19 protein-coding genes are annotated in these 19,225 nt (G+C 38.5%); 13 read left to right on the forward strand and 6 right to left on the reverse strand.

Annotated elements, in window-relative coordinates:
- Window positions 1-104: 104 nt before the first annotated feature.
- The 5 genes from L0668_RS17960 to L0668_RS17980 all read left to right on the forward strand — a co-directional run bounded on the left by L0668_RS17960 (window position 105) and on the right by L0668_RS17980 (window position 4,616).
- Window positions 105-644, forward strand: coding sequence for a DUF2780 domain-containing protein (locus tag L0668_RS17960; RefSeq protein ID WP_235314111.1), 540 nt, complete (start codon window positions 105-107; stop codon window positions 642-644).
- A 131-nt stretch (window positions 645-775) separates the two neighbouring features.
- Window positions 776-1,609 (forward strand): mechanosensitive ion channel family protein, encoded by an 834-nt coding sequence (locus L0668_RS17965; RefSeq protein WP_235314112.1) that lies wholly within the window; start codon window positions 776-778, stop codon window positions 1,607-1,609.
- Between the two features lie 148 nt (window positions 1,610-1,757).
- Window positions 1,758-2,624 (forward strand): delta-class carbonic anhydrase, encoded by an 867-nt coding sequence (locus tag L0668_RS17970; RefSeq protein WP_235314113.1) that lies wholly within the window; start codon window positions 1,758-1,760, stop codon window positions 2,622-2,624.
- A gap of 7 nt (window positions 2,625-2,631) precedes the next feature.
- Window positions 2,632-3,186 (forward strand): glutathione peroxidase, encoded by a 555-nt coding sequence (locus L0668_RS17975; RefSeq protein WP_235314114.1) that lies wholly within the window; start codon window positions 2,632-2,634, stop codon window positions 3,184-3,186.
- A gap of 602 nt (window positions 3,187-3,788) precedes the next feature.
- Window positions 3,789-4,616 carry a MipA/OmpV family protein gene (locus L0668_RS17980; protein ID WP_235314115.1) on the forward strand — a complete coding sequence of 276 codons (828 nt, stop codon included), beginning with the start codon at window positions 3,789-3,791 and terminating at the stop codon, window positions 4,614-4,616.
- Between the two features lie 91 nt (window positions 4,617-4,707).
- Here L0668_RS17980 and L0668_RS17985 read toward each other — a convergent pair whose 3' ends face one another.
- The gene (locus tag L0668_RS17985) at window positions 4,708-5,013 is read right to left on the reverse strand and encodes a hypothetical protein (RefSeq protein WP_235314116.1); all 306 of its coding nucleotides are present in this window, start codon (window positions 5,011-5,013) and stop codon (window positions 4,708-4,710) included.
- Window positions 5,014-5,201: 188 nt separating this feature from the next.
- Between L0668_RS17985 and L0668_RS17990 the strand changes: the two genes are divergently transcribed.
- Window positions 5,202-5,603, forward strand: a complete 402-nt coding sequence (locus tag L0668_RS17990; protein ID WP_235314117.1) for an MAPEG family protein — start codon at window positions 5,202-5,204, stop codon at window positions 5,601-5,603.
- A gap of 150 nt (window positions 5,604-5,753) precedes the next feature.
- Here L0668_RS17990 and L0668_RS17995 read toward each other — a convergent pair whose 3' ends face one another.
- Window positions 5,754-6,362, reverse strand: coding sequence for a glutathione S-transferase family protein (locus tag L0668_RS17995; protein ID WP_235314118.1), 609 nt, complete (start codon window positions 6,360-6,362; stop codon window positions 5,754-5,756).
- 108 nt (window positions 6,363-6,470) lie between these two features.
- Between L0668_RS17995 and L0668_RS18000 the strand changes: the two genes are divergently transcribed.
- Window positions 6,471-7,202: a helix-turn-helix transcriptional regulator gene (locus L0668_RS18000; protein ID WP_235314119.1), complete on the forward strand. Its 732-nt coding sequence runs from the start codon at window positions 6,471-6,473 to the stop codon at window positions 7,200-7,202.
- Window positions 7,203-7,311: 109 nt separating this feature from the next.
- Here L0668_RS18000 and L0668_RS18005 read toward each other — a convergent pair whose 3' ends face one another.
- Window positions 7,312-8,163 carry a helix-turn-helix transcriptional regulator gene (locus L0668_RS18005; protein WP_235314120.1) on the reverse strand — a complete coding sequence of 284 codons (852 nt, stop codon included), beginning with the start codon at window positions 8,161-8,163 and terminating at the stop codon, window positions 7,312-7,314.
- 143 nt (window positions 8,164-8,306) lie between these two features.
- Between L0668_RS18005 and L0668_RS18010 the strand changes: the two genes are divergently transcribed.
- Window positions 8,307-8,594 carry a SemiSWEET transporter gene (locus L0668_RS18010; protein ID WP_235314121.1) on the forward strand — a complete coding sequence of 96 codons (288 nt, stop codon included), beginning with the start codon at window positions 8,307-8,309 and terminating at the stop codon, window positions 8,592-8,594.
- A gap of 135 nt (window positions 8,595-8,729) precedes the next feature.
- Here the strand turns inward: L0668_RS18010 and L0668_RS18015 are convergent, their stop codons facing one another.
- The gene (locus tag L0668_RS18015) at window positions 8,730-9,581 is read right to left on the reverse strand and encodes an alpha/beta hydrolase (protein ID WP_235314122.1); all 852 of its coding nucleotides are present in this window, start codon (window positions 9,579-9,581) and stop codon (window positions 8,730-8,732) included.
- The gene (locus L0668_RS18020) at window positions 9,578-11,359 is read right to left on the reverse strand and encodes an alpha-amylase family glycosyl hydrolase (RefSeq protein WP_370659915.1); all 1,782 of its coding nucleotides are present in this window, start codon (window positions 11,357-11,359) and stop codon (window positions 9,578-9,580) included. Before L0668_RS18020 ends, L0668_RS18015 begins: the two co-directional genes overlap by 4 nt.
- 337 nt (window positions 11,360-11,696) lie before the next feature.
- Here L0668_RS18020 and L0668_RS18025 point away from each other — a divergent pair, with 337 nt between their 5' ends.
- Window positions 11,697-13,271 (forward strand): MFS transporter, encoded by a 1,575-nt coding sequence (locus L0668_RS18025; protein ID WP_235314124.1) that lies wholly within the window; start codon window positions 11,697-11,699, stop codon window positions 13,269-13,271.
- Window positions 13,272-13,349: 78 nt separating this feature from the next.
- On the opposite strand, the gene L0668_RS18030 is transcribed toward L0668_RS18025, so the two are convergent.
- Window positions 13,350-15,524 (reverse strand): S9 family peptidase, encoded by a 2,175-nt coding sequence (locus tag L0668_RS18030; RefSeq protein ID WP_235314125.1) that lies wholly within the window; start codon window positions 15,522-15,524, stop codon window positions 13,350-13,352.
- 230 nt (window positions 15,525-15,754) lie between these two features.
- Between L0668_RS18030 and rfbB the strand changes: the two genes are divergently transcribed.
- From rfbB to rfbD, 4 genes are read left to right on the forward strand one after another with little or no spacing between them, the layout of a single operon-like run.
- Window positions 15,755-16,837, forward strand: coding sequence for a dTDP-glucose 4,6-dehydratase (gene rfbB / locus L0668_RS18035; protein WP_235314126.1), 1,083 nt, complete (start codon window positions 15,755-15,757; stop codon window positions 16,835-16,837).
- A 25-nt stretch (window positions 16,838-16,862) separates the two neighbouring features.
- A complete protein-coding gene (rfbA, locus tag L0668_RS18040) occupies window positions 16,863-17,744 on the forward strand; it encodes a glucose-1-phosphate thymidylyltransferase RfbA (RefSeq protein ID WP_235314127.1) in 882 nt (293 codons plus the stop codon).
- The gene (gene rfbC, locus L0668_RS18045; RefSeq protein ID WP_235314128.1) at window positions 17,745-18,293 is read left to right on the forward strand and encodes a dTDP-4-dehydrorhamnose 3,5-epimerase; all 549 of its coding nucleotides are present in this window, start codon (window positions 17,745-17,747) and stop codon (window positions 18,291-18,293) included.
- Between the two features lie 13 nt (window positions 18,294-18,306).
- Complete coding sequence (gene rfbD, locus L0668_RS18050; protein WP_235314129.1) at window positions 18,307-19,176, forward strand: dTDP-4-dehydrorhamnose reductase; 870 nt, start codon at window positions 18,307-18,309, stop codon at window positions 19,174-19,176.
- Window positions 19,177-19,225: the final 49 nt, after the last annotated feature.

Below are 19,225 nucleotides of genomic sequence, written 5' to 3' on the forward strand. Positions count from 1 at the left end.
TTCAACTGCATGTATTGCAGATGAATGATATTAAACTAATGGCTACTATATTTATCACCAAATGTGATTACAATCCGCCCCTTAATCTCTAATAAGGATATCCAATGAAAATCTCTCACCTAATTTTATTATTAACTACATTAACTTTCTCAAACATAAGTATTGCCAACGACATCGTAAATTCGGCTAAAGATATGTTTGGAAAAAGCAATAGCAAAACTAACAGCTTAAACGTTACTGACATGGTTGGCTCAGTGGCTGACTCTTTAGGCATGACAAAATCACAAGCCACAGGCAGCTTAGGTTCTATTTTTGAATATGCTAAAAACAACATCAGCAAAGAACAAGTATCTGCGTTAACAAAGTCGCTACCAGGTCTTGACTCATTATTAAGTGCAGTACCCGCCATTAGTGGTACAGATGGTGATAATAAAAATAATTTAGGTGGATTATTAGGAAAAGCAGCCCAATACAGTGATTCATTAAACTCAGTAGCCAACTTACAAAAACAATTCGAATCACATGGCCTAGACGCTGACATGATAAACAAAGTGATCCAGAGTGTTTATAACTACTTAAATACCGAACAAGGCCAACAAGTTAAAAGCTTATTGGAAAAAGGGTTAAGCTCCCTTAAACTTTAGTGTTATACCAATTGCAGTAAATAATTGTTGGGATATTCACACTTATTAAGTATCCATTAAGTCGACAATAACCGACTGTAAAAAATTAAGTTTACTCAGATTTAACAACTGTTATTAAACAAGGAAAAATGATGGAACCACTCAACGAACAAATGCAAATTTTATATGATAAAGCACTGGTGATGGGCGCGGAATATGGCGCACAGCTCATATCTGCTTTACTGGTACTCATTATCGGCTTATGGATAATTGGAAAAATCAGTGACGGCGTAAGAACCTATACAGTAAAAGGTTTGCCCGACGAAACTTTAGCTAAGTTTTTAACCAATATTTTCGAAGTCACCTTAAAAGTTATCTTAGTCATCAGTGTTGCTTCTATGGTGGGCATTCAAACCACCTCTTTTGTGGCCATAATTGGTGCCGCTGGTTTAGCCGTTGGTTTAGCATTACAAGGCAGTTTGTCGAACTTTGCCGGTGGAGTAATGTTACTGATTTTTCGCCCCATTAGAGTCGGTGACTATGTGGGCGCACAAGGCATGGAAGGTACGGTCACAGATATCGGTATTTTTGTCACCACTTTCGAAACCTTCGACAAACGTATTTTAATTGTGCCAAATGGGCCCCTAGCCAATGGCAATATCACCAATTATACCAAGAGTGAAGTGCGTGCAGTTGAAGTGTCAATTGGTATTTCTTACTCAGATGACATTGCCAAAGGCAAAGCTGCAATGGAAGATGTACTTAAAAATGATGCTCGTGTATTACAAGACGAAGGCAATGTAGTCGCAGTGGTCGACTTGGGTAATAGTTCGGTAGACTTTCTAGTTCGAGCCTTCGTGAAAACCGATGATTATTGGTCGATGTTTTTTGATATTCGACCGGCCTTAAAATCAGCTATCGAAGCACAAGGTTTAACCATACCTTTCCCACAAAGAGATGTGCATATATTTCAAGAAAACAACTAAATTAATACATTAAGATAATTTGTTTAAAAAATGCTCCTTTAGGAGCATTTTTTATAATAAATTTAAGCTCATTGTAAACCAAGAACTTACATAGAACGTATCGAGTCCAATATTGTAAATTTGATTCACTAACTTACGAGAATAAAAAATGAAAAAAAATACTCTTATATTAGCGTTGACTGCTCTAGGGTTAATTTCAGTTGCCGAAGCGGGTCATCACAAAAATAGTAGTCACTCACACGTCGCCGATAAGGTGATTGCAGAGCAAAATGCAAATTTAGTCAGTAATACCAAAGGCAAAGGTTTTGGGCCTCAATCACCAAGAAATATTGATTCAACCGCTGGAACCAATGAGGTTTTATTCGGCACCGCACCAAGTTCTAAAAATATGAATTTGTGTAATATACATTTTCACAAAAATGCTGAACATGCTGGCGGTGAATTTTCAAAATATGCAGGTAATGGGGACGGAAAGGGTTTTCAAACCGGCTACGTATATTCAGGTACATTAACTGCTACAGAAAAAATGCCCGTTAAAAGCAAAGTATGTCCAAGTAAACATGGCGCTCTACAGTCAGGTGATACGATTGAATTACATTATGTGCATTCAACAGCCCAAGTCTCCCCAGGTGTTACCTTAGGAGCTTGTCTAAGTGACTCAATCAAAAACCCACAATTAAGGGTAGAAACACAAGTCTACGTTTTAGTTAACGACAGAAATGCGCTAGATTTCGCAGATTTAACGGCTAATGGTGAAAAGAATGGCTATCAGCAAGCGCTTAATATTCCAACCAATACTGGCAGACCTGTATTGTATGCAGGCTCAACTACTGGACCTAGCTATAATGAAACGGGCTCACCATTTCAAGTCACTTGGAGCGTGCGCCCGAAAATCGCTAAGGTAAATATAGAAACCGTTGGAAAATGGTGCGAAAGCAATATTTATAATGAAGACCATGCACATGGTGTGAGGAATCTTGTTACAATCCCAGCACTTTTGTCAGAAATTAATTAGGCTAAATATGAAATCATTAATTAAGCAAGTCACACTTCTAAGTCTATTAACAGTTTTCTCTGGGCTAGCTAATGCAAATAGTTGCCCCGACCTGTTAAGCTTTAATAAACGAAAACTTAACTCACAAGACGTAGTGAACATGTGTGATGCCTATAAAGGTAAAACCGTTTTGTTTGTGAATACTGCCAGTTACTGTGGCTTTACTAAACAATTCACCGGACTAGAAGCCTTGTATCAAAAATATAAAGATGATGGCTTAGTGGTATTAGGCTTTCCGTCTCACGATTTTAATCAAGAAGATGACAGTGAAGTAAAAACCGGAGAAATATGCGAATTAACATACGGGGTTAAATTCCCTATGTTTGAACCTATCGCGGTTCGAGGTGATGATGTTGATCCCTTGTACAGAATGTTAGCTAAAAAATCAGGTACTACACCTAAGTGGAATTTTTACAAATACTTAGTCGATAAAAACGGCAAGGTTGTTGATTCATATGCATCGACAACTAAACCAGATGATGAAGACTTAGTGGCCGATATAGAAAAATCACTAGCTTTGTAATTTGCAACGTTTAGCTTATGCGCTGCGTGTACTTTATACGCTGCGCTTATTAAGCATCGCTTCGCGACAAGGCATTCACTGCGTTCATCGCAATCCATTGCGGGTTTTCTAGCCTCTTCCCTGAGGCTCGATTTACTTTTTACCAACAGCAGCAAAAAGTAAACAAAAATTGCCGCGCTTCTAACAAATCCCTTATCCATAAAATCATTGTCTTTGATGTCAGACCGGCAATAAGCCGCTCCCAGCTATAAAAGATTGCCTTGCCCAGACGTCCATGTCTAGACATCTGACAAGCCAATAATTTTACGGGGAATTTGTAGTCGCGATAAAATCAAAAGCATCGGCGGCGCCGGAACCGTCTGTTATAAACAAACAGCGGTTAATAATATCTTCTACTAATGGCAAGAATTCCGAAAATTCTGGTCTAAGAAATCATTTCAATGATAGTCGTCTAAGTGCCAAAAGCGGAAGATAAATTGAATCTGTGATTGTTGCTTACCCTAAGTTATAACCATATCCCTCAGAATATATGAACCTTTTATTAACCTCATTCGTATAATACAGTCAATAAGTATATTTTTTCGCTAATTCAAGGTAACTCCATGAAAAATAAAATAATTCGACTTATGGTCACTTTGGTACTACTGTCTTCCATCAATACTGTTATTGCGCAAGATAACAAAAATGTTTTAGTACCATTACCCTCAGTTGATGATTTTACAAAAGGTGAAAATGGATGGGCGTTTGGGCTTGGGTTAGGTGTTGAATATGAGTCAGCATACGAAGGTTCAGACGAATTTGGTTTTGAAGCTCAACCTGCTGGTGCAGTGCAATGGCGCAATGATAACCATATCTATTATTTTGCAGGAGAAGCTTTTGGGTGGCGAAGTCTTGTTTCTGATGAGTGGCTTTTAGATGCAGTTGTAGGGTTTGATGAAGGCAGAGAAAAAGGTGATTCAGATGATGGAAGACTTGATGGGCTGGGTGATCAAGAAGAGGGTTTTGAACTAGTGTTTCAAGCACGTCGTTCTTTTACTCCAGATTGGCGCTACTGGCTAGTAGGCCGATTAGTTGCTGGAGAAGAGGGTAACTTAGGTTTGTTTGGTATAGGACAACGTTTTGGAGAGCAAACCGATGGTACTGGTTCAGAAGTTAACTTGGTTGTAGTTGTTCATGATAGCGAGTATGCCAATAAAGGGTTTGGAGTGAATGAAGAACAATCTGCCGCATCAGGTTTAGAAGAGATAAAACTTAGCGGAGGAATTCGTTCGATTGGTCTTGATTATAACTATCGACATAATATAAATGAAAGCTGGCAGCTCTATGGCGAAGCACTTTTTGAATACTATAGCAGTGAAGTGCGAGACAGCCCCATTGCTCGAAGTGATTATGAAGCTGAAGTGGGCATTAGTGTTATATATGTATTTTAGCCAGCCCTAAAAATTAGTCATGACATTAGCAAAAGTGAATATTTGCTTTATTGCTAATGTCAGTTCCTCGCTCATAGCCCCCATAAGAAAGCTAGACTTTTTTAACCGCCACACCTGCTACTTCTACCACAGTTTTTGCCTCTGTTCGCTCGATTACTTTTAGTAATGTGGTTTGAATGGTTTCGTCGAACCTGGCGTCACCTTCGCTAGCAAAGCGTTGTTCTTGCACCGGTGCGCCTTCTTCTAGAATAAAACCTAGTACCACTTCATTAGCGCACTTTACAGACTCAGCAGAATCAACAGACTCACCTAAGTATGTGATGGTAATTTGAGGGTATCCTTGAAAGCCTTTTTTAACCCGTTTAGCGATACGTTTTGTTGATTTGTCTAAATTCATACTTGTTACTTATAAAAATTAATGACTCAACGTTAACTTTCACCTTTATATAAATCAATCATTTAAAACATTACTTGTTATTTCCCCGCTATAAACTTAAATGCAAAAATAAAATTTTTCACATACGAATCAAAATACAGTATAAATGTACGCTTCAAAGAGAAAAGCTAAATTTACTGGAGTTCAACTTGCTGTATCCAATGTCTTTTATGGTGTTACTTACCTTTATTGTGGGATTTATTGCTGTAAGAACCCGCTTCGCTAGTGTCAAACAGGGCCATGTCAAAGCTAGGTATTTTAAATTAATGCAAGGACAAGACATTCCGGAAAATCTGCTTCAAAGCACTCGTAGTTTTAATAATCAGTTTGAAGTGCCTGTTTTATTTTATGTGGTTTGTACTTTGTACATAAGTCTTAATATAGAAAGTGATTTTGCCTTAGTTAGTGCATGGTTATTTGTCGCTTTTAGAGCCGTTCATGCTTATGTACATTTAACTTACAATCATGTTTTGCACAGAATGATAGTATTTTGGTTAGGCATAATGTGTGTCTTAGCATTGTGGGTTAATTTACTGCTATTACGAGCCTAATCCTCAACTTTTCTGTATTAACTAGATGCAAATTCTATGTATTCTTTAATCGTGTTGAAAAATAGAAATAGCACTAATGTTTAATTGAAACAGGAATAATTAAAGTCATTGCCTTTGAAAAAAGGCAATTTACCCTTACTAGGTATGAGGTTAACTTTGTATAGTCATATCAATAAAAGCTTGATGAGTAGAAATATAAGCAAGCCTTTGCCGTAAACGTGCAATGTAGGCTGCTACTTTCGATGAAGCTTTAAGTGTTCCAAAGAGAACTAATGAATCTAGTAACCCACCAAACACAACATCAGCGGCTGTGAATTTTTCCCCTAAAGCCCAGCCTGTTTTAGGCGTGATTATTTCTATGGTGGCCATTACCCGAGTCGTGTCACCCCAACCAGCGGTGACGGGATTAGGGTGCTGTATATCGAATGCAGCCAAAGTAAAAACTGGCTCAATAGTATTTCCAGCAATAAACAAATAACGATAGTAACTAGCTCTTTGGGCAGAGTTTAATTCTGGTGCTAGCTGCTTTTCCGGATACTTATCAGCAAGATATGCACAAATTGCTGCCACTTCTGTAATAACATGTTCACCATCTACCAAAGTTGGTAATTTCCCCATAGGGTTAAGTTGGCGCAATTGCTGTAATTCAGGGCTATTGGAGGTTAAGTCAATTGAGATTTGTTCATGCTTAATACCTAGTTCTTTAAGCATCCAATCAGTTGTTACCGCCCTGCTCATTGGATTGTAATAGTGTTTCATAGTTTGTTACTCCTAGTTAAAAAATATGCTCAAAGTTAAAAAACCGTCAATGTATTTGATGGCGTAATTGTATGGAAAAATATGCCACTTAATGGCACATTAAAAAATATGAAAACAAATTTTAAAAATCGTACTGAAAGACGAAACCAGCTCATTGGTTTACTTAGATCTGAGGAGTATTGGAAAACTTCTGATTTACGAGAACATTTAATGGTGAGTCAACGTACCTTAATGCGTGAACTAGCTGAGCTAAAAGATGCAGGATACCCAATTGAATCTGACCGAGGGCGCGGAGGGGGCATTCGTTTGCATGGTCGATGGGGTATTGAACGCTTGACATTAAGTCATAAAGAGGTAGTTGAATTATTACTTTCGCTGGCAATTATGGAATCACTTAACTTGCCCCTGTTAACTGGCAATATTAAAGCAATCAGGCAGAAATTATTTCAAGCCTTTCCAGACAATCAAAGAGGGGTAGTTAGTAATATTCGTAAACGCATTTTGATAAGTAAGCAAACAAAAGCTACTTTTGAGCCCCATTTATCAGAGCCTAAACAGAAGATCTCAGAAAACATGTCCGAATCTTTTTTTCGGCAGCGCTGCTTAGATATAAACTACCGTGCTGAGTCTGGGAAATACACATCACGAATCATTGAACCTCACTACATCATGCTGAGTTGGCCTGTTTGGTACATAATCGCTTGGGATCATCTACGGAACTCATCTAGAGTTTTCCGAATCGACAGAATTCAAAACGCGTGTACCACGAATACAAGTTTTAAACTTCGTCCAGATCTTATCTATAACGACAGTTACGCACCATTTTATACGACTATTTAAACTTCATGATTCTATATATGAAGAGAAGTAGATCTTTAATAGATGCTTACTCAGAACACAGCCGCCTAAGGCGCATTTTACTGTATATTATTGCCCGTCAGGCAGTAGATTATTTCGCATCACGCAGTTCATTGACTTTACGGTACTTACCAGGTGCCATACCAGTAGACTTTTTAAAACGTTTTGAAAAGTTAAACACATCGCTATAACCCACTTGCTCACCTATTTGTTCTAAGGTCCAATCAGTGTGGGTTAACAAATATTTGGCTCGCTCCATTCTTAAGTGGATCAAATGCTGCACTGGACTTTGGCCAAACTCTCTTTGAAACAATCGATGTAAATGTGGACTAGAATAATTGGCGATATCAGCCATCGACTCTACTGTCCAATTATAATGCAGACGCTTTTCCAGCTCTTGTTGTAATTGCCAAATACGCTGTGATTCGGGTGAGCGACCATCTGCTGGACTTAAACTATGATTGATATAACTCTCTAATTGAGAAAATACAGATTCACGTAACAACGGCTGCGGTTCGTAATAAATTAAACTAAGTGAATGGTAAACTTGTTGCGTCACTTCACAAAATTCCACATCAGCTCGTCCTTTAATTAACTTATCCCATTGGTGACCTTGCTCGATATGAAACCAAGCAATATCGAGGTGATCAGCTTTAAGATCCATTATAAATGGTTGACCAGCAGGTAAAGTCACTAAATTACAACTACCCACAGTGTGATGCCCATAGTTTGTGGTTAAATCAAGCTCCCCACCTATCACGTAAATAATGGCGTGCCATTCAGGATTTGAGCGAGCTACAGTGTAGTTACCCACTAAGTTTGACGCGCCTGATATTGAACAAGCTAAACGCTTTAACTCGGGTGTGTTGTCACACTCCACAAACCTTTCATCACATTCAGGACCTATCACCAAAATGTCGGGCCACTGGCTATTTTTAGACATATTTTATCAATCTGATTAACAATTTTATTACCTTTAAAAACAAGAATGATAGTAATGGATAAAAATAATGATAGCTTACCCCATAATCAAATAGCAACTAACCCCGTAAACTTGCGTCCAATATTTATACAGAGGAGAACATTATGACAACGATTGAAATATTAGGTTTTACATCAGCTTTTTTGACCACATGTTCGTTTATACCTCAGGCAATACAAGTCATTAAAACTAAAGACACAGAATCTTTATCTTTAGCTATGTACAGTATTTTCACACTAGGTGTAGCGGGTTGGTTAGTATACGGCTTAGTTAAACAAGATAACGCCATGATAGCAGCGAACATGATTACGTTAGTTTTATCATCGGTTATTTTAGGCATAAAACTACGAAACGATGTAAAAATTAAACGTGCTAGATTAATCGAAGAATAACCGCTAGGTTAGGTAACAAATAGACAGGTTTGAACAAACCTGTCTATTTTTTTTAAGCGCAAACCATTTGTTGGGTAATAATTTTTATGAAATTGCTCAGAATTTTTCTTAATAGTTCTAAATAGAAAAGCAAAGTCAGAAAACAGGTTGTTGTTGGAATAACCATTTAACGGCTTCTGCATATTCAGCACCCCATAAAAATTCATTATGTTCACCACCCGCCACTCGTTTAAACAAAGTATTATTTCTAGGATGCCCCTGCTGTTTTAGCTGTCTTTGCATAGTATCAGTGTCGGCTATCATGCCATCACCTTCTTTATCGCCAAACATCACGTAAAGACGCGCATCAAGTTTAGCTTTTTTAAATTTGCTAAACGCGAATACATCCTGCGAATACCAATAAGAAGGCGAAAACATAGCTGCTTTACTAAAGACTTGTGGATATTCATGCACCGCATAGTGGGAAATTACCCCCCCCATAGAACTTCCCATAATGGCTGTATGCAGGCGATCAGGTTTAGTCCGAAAGTTGGTATCGATATAGGGTTTTACCACTTCCACAATAAAGTCCATGTATTGTTCACCTTGCGCCTCACCAAAGCGTTCGTTTGGCCAAGGTGAAAATTCGTTCATTCGAACTTCACCATCGTTATCTACCCCTACCACAATAAACTCTAAACCATCTGATTTCGCTAATTGATTGAGTGATTCATCTACCTCCCACTCTCCAGCATAAGCGGTTAAGTCATCAAATAGATTTTGCCCATCATGCATATAAATAACTGGGTAGGATTTAGTTGACGTGGCATAACTTGGTGGTAAATACATACGCACAGTTCGTTGCCTGTCTAAATCAGGTATCACAAATTGATAAGGCAATACCTGCACGTTATCAGTGGCAGTAGCTTGTTTTGTTTGCTCACCGCAAGCACTAAAAAAACAAGCTAAATAAAAAAGTGTTAAAACAGAATAAAACGAATATTTCATAGTTGAATAATAACAGATTGCATAGGCGCTAAATTGAGTTTAATGAAACCTAAGTTCTGTTGTTTAATCAAGGGATATTTATCACCTGTGAGTAGTTCGAGGCCTTCTTGATTAGTGGTATTTTGCAAAATATTTTCCGGCAATGGCACAGAAATAGTGACAGAATTGTCCACTGAAAAATGACTAACCACTAATAATGTGTGTTCATCAGCATGACGAATAAAGGCTATTGTTTTATCTGGGTTTGTGAGTTCAATTGGTACGTATTCACCTAACATAGCCGGATGATACGCTGAAATATTCATCACTTTTAGGTAAAAATCACGCAGTGCTTTTTCACCAAGCGTTAGTTGTCCACCGTCAAACTTCCCTTCATTCATCCATCTTTGATGAGCTGGCACACCTGCATAATCAAAAATGCTGGTACGAGTTGGATCACCAAAACCCATATCTTCACTACCATCTTCACCAACATCTTGAGCAAAATATAAAAGAGTAGGAGAACGGCTGATCAAGGCTGACACAACAAGCGCGGGTTTACCCATTTCGGCCCCGCCCACTTTACCTGCAAAGTCATCACTCGCAATACGTTGTTCATCGTGATTTTCTAAAAAGTGCAACATATGTTGCTCAATATCTGCAATGGCTGACTGAATGTCATGCAACTGAGTAGCTGATGTTTTATCTTGCATCACTGCTTTTAAGGTATCGTAAAATCCAACCTTGTCATACAGATAGTCCATTTTCCCAAGTTGAATGTAGTGACGATATAAATCTGGGTTATAAACTTCAGCCAATAAAAACGCCTGTGGATTTTTAATTTTGATTGATGAATTTAGGTAACTCCAAAACTCGGCTGGCACCATTTCAGCCATATCATAACGAAACCCGTCTACCCCTTTATCTAACCAATAATGGGTAATATCTCTAAATTTCTTCCAAGAATCAGGCACTTTTTTATCAGCCCAAAAAGCGGCATGTGCTTGCACATCTAGCTGCATATATTCTTCAGGTAGCTGCGCAAAATCATAACTCCCATCTGGCTTCACACCATAATTAACTTTGACTGTTTCATACCAATCGTTAAAGTGAGGTTTGGCTTTACGAGAGCCATTACCTGTCCATTTGGCAGGCCTTTCGATAAATTTGTTATCAGCTAAGGGATGAGGCTCGCCACCAAGAGGCTGATAAACATTTAACGCATCAGGTACTGCAAAGTCTTCACCTACCACATAATAAAAGTTGTTATTTTTGGCATACTCCACACTAGTATCATCATGCTCTCCGAAGTCACTCACTCCTTCGGGTTTTGCTAACGACTGATAATTACGCGCCACATGGTTAGGCACAATATCGATAATCACTTGCATACCATTATTGTGAGTACGCTCAATTAGTGCTTCGAATTCAGCCAATCGCTTGGCTGGATCATCAGCTAAATCAGGATTGACTGAATAATAATCTTTCACCGCATAAGGTGAACCAGCTCGGCCTTTAACCACATCTGGATCATCATTACTTATGCCATACGCTGTGTAATCTCTGATCACATCGTGATGGGGAACACCTGTGTACCAAATATGTGTTGTGCCTAATTCTTTAATGCCTTGTAAAGCAATATTGGTGAAATCACTAAATTTTCCCACACCATTTTCTTCAATTGTGCCCCAAGGTTTGTTCGTGCTGTTTTTATTACCAAACAACCGAGTAAAGACTTGGTACACCACAGGTTTACCTTGTGGTTCAGTGGGTAATCTTGACTTGAGTTCAAACATCATGGGCTTCTCATCCGCTGTTTCTAACTTTTCTTGTTTTGGTGTACAGGCATATAAACCTAAACTTAAAACAAACAACAAGAGTGATTTTTTAGCATCAATTGATCTTTTTTGGCCACACATATTTCTGATATTCCCAAAGTTTAACTGAGTAAATCATACCCTCAGCTTGATGCACCGAGTAGAGCACTACATACGTATTCAGTCCCTTTAACAAATTGATTTATCTTTTCAACAATTGATTCTAACAACCAACACAAATGTATATTTTTAACAATTAACATTTATATCAATTTCTAATCATGTAATAATATTGTTAACTAATTTTGAGTAATCACTTATGTCGTCACCCACTAGAAATGCTTTTTTATATTCGTTAATTGTCGCCTTCGGCGGTTTTGTTTTTGGCCTAGATATTGTGCTAATTTCAGGCACAATCAAAGCCATCACCTCAGAATTTGGTTTAACCGCTTTAGAAGTTGGATCTATTGTTTCTGGCCCGGGTTGGGGAGCCCTTGTTGGCCTAATCTGTACTAGCTATTTTTCTGATAAATTTGGTCGTAAAAATACTACCTTAGTTATCGCTGCACTTTATACCCTGTCAGCAATTGGCTCAGCATATGCGCCTAGTGCAACTTTTTTATTCTGGGCCAGGTTTTTAGGTGGATTGGCATTTGCGTCACTTTCATTAGCTTCTATGTACATAGGTGAAATTGCTCCTCCTAAATCTCGGGGTAAGTTGGTTGGATTAAATCAGCTCAATATTGTTATTGGTATTTTTATCGCGCAAATCTTAAATTACTACATAATTAATGGCACGGAACAAGGAGCAGCTTGGACCCTGAGTTTAGGTTTAAATGCTGAAAACGCTTGGCGCTGGATGTTAGGAGCCGAAATTATTCCAGCTTTGTTATGGTTTTCTGCATTATTTATTGTCCCAGAAAGTCCTCGTTGGTTAGCCTTAAATGGCAAAGAAGAAAAAGCCAAAGCGGCATTGGCTAAAATTACCGAGCCTGAGAAATTAGATCAAGAAATCAATGAGATAGTTCACAGTTTGAATGATACTGACCATCATACTTTGTCTTTAGCGCAACAATTTAAATTATTGTTCTCTTCTAAAATGCGTATTGCCTTAATCATAGGCGTAGTCATTACCATTATTCAGCCTATGACAGGAATGAATGCAGTATTAGCCTACATGCCCACTATCTTTGCTCAATTAGGTGGTAGCGAAAGCTCTGCATTTGGTCAAACCGTAATGGTGGGTGGGATTGGCTTATTCTTCACTGTATTGGCCTTAGTGTTTATCGATAAGCTTGGCCGTCGCCCTATACTGCTTGGCGGTTTAACTTGGGCCATAATCAGTTTAGCCGTGGTGGCGTTAGGCTTTTTCAACGCGACTTACATGTTAACTGCCGAATCTTTAGTGACACTTAAAGAATCAATGGATGTGAACTTACTTCAGTCTTTGCTGAACACTGAATTTAGTTCTGACGTAGATTTTAAACAAGCCATTGAAAATAAAATCGGTCGCGAACAACTTGTGGCTTATGAAAGCAGTATCATGACCGCAGCAACCACAATTAATGGCTTAATGGTGTTATTAGGTATTATTAGTTTTCAATGTGCCTATAACTTCTCGTTAGGCCCTGTAGTATGGATATTATTATCAGAAGTGTTCACAACTAAAGTACGTGCCGTAGCCATTCCTTTATGTGGGTTTGTAGCCAGTGTGTTTGGAGGCATTATTGTGCCATTGTTCTTCCCATGGCAGTTAGAAAATATGGGCGCAGTGTCAACATTTAGCGTGTATTTAGTCTGCTGTTTTATTGGGTTAATTTTTGCTTACAAAGTGATCCCTGAAACTAAAAACAAAACAATAGAACAAATTGAATTGGAGTTAGCGGGTAAATAAAATTAATTCTTAGTTATGGCTGACAACCAATAATATTGGTTGTCAGCTTTTTATAACATGCTTTAAACACTTGTCAGTTTATTTTGTAATGCCATGGGCTAACAGAGTAAATGCATATTCTTCCGCGTAGTCTTTTAAACGTCCATACCTGCCTGTGTTGGCAAAATGCCCAGCCCCCATATTTATGCGCATAACCAATAAATTATTATCGGTTTTAGTCGCGCGCATTTTAGCAGTCCATTTGGCGGGCTCCCAATAGGTCACTCTAGGGTCATTTAAGCCGCCAGTCACCAACATAGGTGGGTATTCTCTTGCTTGAATATTGTCATAAGGAGAATAACTTTGAATGAATTGATACACAGATTTATCTTCAATCGGATTCCCCCACTCTTGCCACTCTGGTGGGGTTAAGGGTAATGTCGCATCTAACATGGTATTAAGTACATCAACAAAAGGCACGCCTAAATTTACCGATCGCCATAAATCAGGCGCTTGGATCACAGCCGCTCCCATCAACTCACCACCTGCGCTGCGACCTCCAATAGAAATATTTCCTTTAGCTACATATTTTTTATCTATTAGATGTTGAGCTACGTCTATAAAGTCATTAAAGGTATTGGTTCTTTTATTTAACTTGCCGTCTAGATACCATTTATAACCCAATTCATCCCCCCCTCTCACATGGGCATAGGCATAAACAAAACCTCGATCTAATAAACTCAACCTTAAACTTGAAAAGCTGGGTGACAAACCTAAACCATATGCGCCATACCCATACAAGTATAAAGGATGGTTCTGATCTTTTTTAAATTCTTGTTTGTACACTAACGTCACTGGCACTTTAACGCCATCCCTTGCAGGTACCATAATGCGCTCAGTGTGATAATCGTTTTTGTTGTATCCTGATGGTATGGACTTGATTTTTCTTAACGCTAACTTCTGCTCTGAAATTTGATAATCATAGACACTGTCTGGCGTGATCATTGATTCATAGTTGATTCGAACATGTGTTTGCGAAAATTCTGGGTTGTTGCCTAAACCAACAGCTGCAACACTTTCAGGTAACTGAACATCATAAGGTTCACCTAATTCTGGATATATAGTCACAGATTCCAATCCATCCACAGATTGATTAACCGCAAGAAACTCTTGGAACACTTGTATATCGGTTAGGTATCGAGCATCTGAGCCTGTAACTAATGTTTGCCAATGTTTTTGCTCGGGTAAGTTTTCTGGAGTTTTAACTAAGCGAAAATTTACATGAGTATCGTTAGTTAAAATATAAAAATGACCGTTACCATGATCCACCACTTTAAGTAATTTATTCTGTGCTCTGTCGCTTAGTTTTATGGGCGCTTGGCTTAGATCATGTAAGTTAAAGGCAAACACTTCATCTTGTACTCGGTCACTTGATTTGGAAATCAAATATCTGCCATTACTAGTCACATCAAAACGCAGAAAATAACTATCATCTTCTTCACGGACCAAAACAGTATCTTGTTGCAATGGGGTGCCAATTTTATGAGTATTGAGGCTGACGGTTTGCCATTTGTCTTTTTGTAGCAGGGTGTAAATAACATGTTGGCTATCATGACTAAAAGTTACTTCACCAGCTGAATCTATAATTGTATCATCCAACAATTTATTCGAATTTAAATCAACTATACGGATGACACTTCTTTCACTGCCGTCTGTATCTAGAGTGTATGCTAAGTATTGATTATTTGGGCTGATGTCCCACTCTTCAATCGAAAAATACTCATATCCTTGGGCAAGTTTAGTTTCATCTAAAAACACTTCTTCGGTTTTAGTACCTAACTTTTTGCGCACCCAGGTTTTATAGTTTTCCCCTTCGCGATAAAACCAACGGTATTCGTATCCATTTTTTTGCCAAGGCACCGAAGCGTCTTGATCATTTTCTCGGCCTTTAAATTCCTCAAACAATGTATTGATTAGTTTTTTATGAGGTTCAATAAAATTTGCATAATATTGATTTTCCGCTTTTAAATAAGCAATCACAGCTTGGTCATCAACTTCTGGGTAACCTTGGTCTTTTAACCAGTGATAGTTGTCAACTAAGGTTATGCCATGATACCGAGTTTTATATTCTTTTACTGGCGCGATAGGAGTCTCATCACCTAACGCTTGAATTCGTTGATAATATATAGATTGTTTAGGTGAATTAGGCGTGCACCCTTGAACGATTGCCATAATCACTATTCCTGCTATAAATGTTAGATTTACATAAGACATGTTTAACTCCCTTTAATCAGCGTAATACTAGCTAATGTCCCAATACGTGGTGTAATGTTTTTCTGACCATAGCAAGCTTTTTTCGTTATACCTATAGTGAGTAGATATTTAACTAATTTTATTTAAGCCTTACACCGATCACCTCATTTTTAGAGCCTAATATAATTGCTATAAATAGAGGGTAAAAACATGGCATAATTGCCGGCATTTTTTACGACAAGGATATTTAAATGAAGTTAATGGTTACCGGCGGTGCAGGTTTCATTGGTAGTGCCATGGTTAGACATATTCTCAACTCATCTGCAGACACTGTAATAAATGTAGATAAATTAACGTATGCTGGCAATCAAGAGTCAATTCCTACTGAATTGCATTCATCTCGTTATATATTCGAACAAGTCGATATCTGTGATGCATCCGAGTTAAAGCGTGTTTTTAACCAATATCAACCCGATGCTGTGATGCATTTGGCAGCAGAATCTCATGTTGATCGTTCAATCGATGGACCTGGTGAGTTTATTCAAACCAATGTCGTAGGTACTTATACTTTACTAGAAGCAACTAGAGAATATTGGTCTGGCTTAGATAACCTTAAAAAGCAAAGTTTTATTTTTCATCATATATCTACAGACGAAGTCTATGGCGATTTACCCCACCCAAATGAATTACCAGCAGGTTCTGAACTGCCCTTATTTACTGAACAAACGCCTTACGCTCCAAGTTCGCCATACTCAGCAAGTAAGGCAAGTTCTGATCACTTAGTTAGGGCATGGCAACGCACTTATGGATTACCTACCGTTATCACCAATTGCTCAAATAACTACGGGCCATATCACTTTCCAGAAAAGCTAGTTCCCCATATTATTTTAAATGCGCTGGCTGGAAAGTCATTACCGGTTTATGGAGATGGTAGTCAAATTAGAGATTGGTTGTATGTAGAAGATCACGCAAGAGCTTTAGTCACTGTGGTTAAATCTGGAAAAGTCGGCGAGACTTACAATATTGGTGGCCACAATGAAAAACGTAATCTAGAAGTTGTGGAAACAATTTGTGATCTATTAGATGAGTTAGCTCCAAATAAACCAGACGGAGTAGCTCGTTACCGTGATTTAATTACTTTTGTGACTGACCGTCCAGGCCATGATGCCCGTTATGCAATTGATGCTGATAAAATTCAGCAAGAACTCAACTGGGCACCACAAGAATCGTTCGAATCTGGGATCAGAAAAACAGTAGAGTGGTATTTAGGTAACCAAGATTGGTGGCAAAGAGTCATGTCTGGCGCATACAAACTAGATCGCTTAGGCGCTTAATTAAAAAATTGGTAAAGGAATTAAAATGGCAAAATACAAAGGTATTATATTAGCAGGCGGCTCTGGATCACGTTTACACCCTATCACTCAAGGCACGTCAAAACAGCTATTACCCATTTATGATAAACCTATGATTTATTATCCGTTATCAGTGTTGATGCTAGCGGGGATTAAAGACATATTGATTATTACTACACCTGAAGACCAAGCAAACTTTGTTAAGTTACTCGGTGACGGTAGTTCATACGGAATAAATATTAGTTACACCATTCAGCCTTCTCCAGATGGTTTGGCACAAGCTTTTATTTTAGGTGAAGAGTTTATTGGTGACGACAATGTAAGCTTAGTCTTAGGCGACAATATTTTTTATGGTCAGCACTTTTCTGACAAATTAAAAGCAGCCACTCAAGTTGAAACTGGTGCTACTGTTTTTGGTTATCATGTCAACGATCCCGAGAGATTTGGTGTAGTAGACTTTGATAAAGACGGCAAAGCCGTTAGCATTGAAGAAAAGCCAGAACAACCAAAATCTAACTATGCTGTGACTGGATTATATTTTTATGACAACAGTGTGGTTAAAATTGCTAAAGGTATTAAACCCTCGCACCGAGGGGAGCTAGAAATTACCGATATCAATGTGGCGTATATGCAACAAAACAACCTCAATGTTTCCTTGTTAGGGCGAGGTTTTGCTTGGCTTGACACAGGTACACATGACTCACTACTTGAAGCAGGCCATTTTGTGCAAACGGTTGAACATCGCCAAGGTTTAAAAGTCGCTTGCCTTGAAGAAATTGCCTATAACCAAAAGTGGATCACAACTGAGCAATTGATCGAGCAAGGCAATAACCTTAAGAAAACCGGCTATGGCCAATATTTATTAAAACTGGCTAAAGGATATAAATAAGTGCAGGTAACCAAAACAAAATTAAATGATGTACTTATTTTTGAACCCAAAGTATTTGGTGATGAGCGTGGTTTTTTTATGGAAACCTTTCGTGCAGATTTTTTTACCGAGCAAACAGGTGTTAAAGAATTAGTTCAAGACAACCACAGTAAATCTGCTAGTGGTATTCTGCGAGGGTTGCATTACCAAACTGAGCATACCCAAGGTAAGTTAGTCCGTGTCACCCAAGGCAGTGTTTATGATGTGGCGGTAGACTTACGAGAATCATCATCTACTTTTGGCCAATGGGTGGGTGTTGAACTATCAGCTCAAAACCATAAACAACTTTGGGTTCCAGCAGGATTTGCTCATGGTTTTTATGTCACAAGCCAAACCGCTGAATTTGTGTATAAATGTACAGATTATTACCACCCGCAAGCAGAAGTATCCATCAGCTGGAATGATCCCCAACTTAATATTGACTGGCCACTTGTAAATGGTAAACAGCCCAACCTTTCCGCTAAAGATGCTCAAGGGTTATCTTTTGTGGATGCGCCTAAGTTTGCTTAAGGAAGTCTAAGGTATGAAAGTATTAATCACAGGCAAAGGAGGGCAACTTGGCTGGGAGCTTCTACAAAATGTCCCAGCTGATATTGAATGTATAGGTCTGGATAGCAAAGAATTAGATATCACCAATAAGCACTTAATCCAACAAGTTGTGGCGCAATATCAACCTGATGTTGTGATTAATACCGCGGCCTATACCGCGGTAGACAAAGCAGAAACAGACCAAGAGCAAGCCTACGCAGTTAATGAAACGGGTGCCAAGGAACTAGCCTTAATTTGTAAAAGTAACAATATACGTTTACTCCATGTATCAACTGATTTTGTATTTGATGGGACTAAAAACACTCCCTATCAAACTACCGACCAAACACATCCTATTAGTGTTTATGGTGCGTCTAAACTAGCGGGTGATATAGCCGTTATGGATACACTCCCCCATGCAGTGATTGTAAGAACGGCTTGGGTATATTCTGAAAATGGTAATAACTTTGTCAAAACCATGCTCAGATTAATGGCAGAAAAACCCAGTCTTAACGTAGTGTATGACCAAGTTGGCACACCTACATGGGCAGCTGGATTAGCCGCATGGCTATGGGCAATAGTTCAACAACCTCATGTGTGTGGGTTATATCACTGGACTGATGCTGGGGTAGCTTCTTGGTATGATTTTGCTATCGCGATTCAAGAACTTGCTATAGAAAAAGGTATGTTAAAAAAATCAATACCCATCTCACCGATCCCAGCGAGTCAGTATCCGACCCCAGCCAAAAGACCTGCATTTTCAGTGATAGACAAATCTTCAGCGGAAAGTGTATCAGGGTTACAAACTGTGCACTGGCGAAAGCAACTTTCTAGTATGCTGGATACTTTAAAAGCACATCAATAGATAACTTTAAATAACTCACCACATATTGTTTTTAATATTGGTGAGTTAG

This window comes from Paraglaciecola algarum, assembly GCF_021532655.1.
In the GTDB taxonomy this organism is placed as follows: Bacteria; Pseudomonadota; Gammaproteobacteria; order Enterobacterales; family Alteromonadaceae; genus Paraglaciecola; species Paraglaciecola algarum.

Excerpts from the sequence above, each read along its gene's own strand:
- L0668_RS17960 (WP_235314111.1), top strand. The coding sequence starts at position 105 with ATGAAAATCTCTCACCTAATTTTATTATTAACTACATTAACTTTCTCA.
- L0668_RS17965 (WP_235314112.1), top strand. The coding sequence starts at position 776 with ATGGAACCACTCAACGAACAAATGCAAATTTTATATGATAAAGCACTG.
- L0668_RS17970 (WP_235314113.1), top strand. The coding sequence starts at position 1,758 with ATGAAAAAAAATACTCTTATATTAGCGTTGACTGCTCTAGGGTTAATT.
- L0668_RS17975 (WP_235314114.1), top strand. The coding sequence starts at position 2,632 with ATGAAATCATTAATTAAGCAAGTCACACTTCTAAGTCTATTAACAGTT.
- L0668_RS17980 (WP_235314115.1), top strand. The coding sequence starts at position 3,789 with ATGAAAAATAAAATAATTCGACTTATGGTCACTTTGGTACTACTGTCT.
- L0668_RS17985 (WP_235314116.1), bottom strand. The coding sequence starts at position 5,013 with ATGAATTTAGACAAATCAACAAAACGTATCGCTAAACGGGTTAAAAAA.
- L0668_RS17995 (WP_235314118.1), bottom strand. The coding sequence starts at position 6,362 with ATGAAACACTATTACAATCCAATGAGCAGGGCGGTAACAACTGATTGG.
- L0668_RS18000 (WP_235314119.1), top strand. The coding sequence starts at position 6,471 with ATGAAAACAAATTTTAAAAATCGTACTGAAAGACGAAACCAGCTCATT.
- L0668_RS18005 (WP_235314120.1), bottom strand. The coding sequence starts at position 8,163 with ATGTCTAAAAATAGCCAGTGGCCCGACATTTTGGTGATAGGTCCTGAA.
- L0668_RS18010 (WP_235314121.1), top strand. The coding sequence starts at position 8,307 with ATGACAACGATTGAAATATTAGGTTTTACATCAGCTTTTTTGACCACA.
- L0668_RS18015 (WP_235314122.1), bottom strand. The coding sequence starts at position 9,581 with ATGAAATATTCGTTTTATTCTGTTTTAACACTTTTTTATTTAGCTTGT.
- L0668_RS18020 (WP_370659915.1), bottom strand. The coding sequence starts at position 11,359 with ATGATGTTTGAACTCAAGTCAAGATTACCCACTGAACCACAAGGTAAA.
- L0668_RS18025 (WP_235314124.1), top strand. The coding sequence starts at position 11,697 with ATGTCGTCACCCACTAGAAATGCTTTTTTATATTCGTTAATTGTCGCC.
- L0668_RS18030 (WP_235314125.1), bottom strand. The coding sequence starts at position 15,524 with ATGTCTTATGTAAATCTAACATTTATAGCAGGAATAGTGATTATGGCA.
- rfbB (WP_235314126.1), top strand. The coding sequence starts at position 15,755 with ATGAAGTTAATGGTTACCGGCGGTGCAGGTTTCATTGGTAGTGCCATG.
- rfbA (WP_235314127.1), top strand. The coding sequence starts at position 16,863 with ATGGCAAAATACAAAGGTATTATATTAGCAGGCGGCTCTGGATCACGT.
- rfbD (WP_235314129.1), top strand. The coding sequence starts at position 18,307 with ATGAAAGTATTAATCACAGGCAAAGGAGGGCAACTTGGCTGGGAGCTT.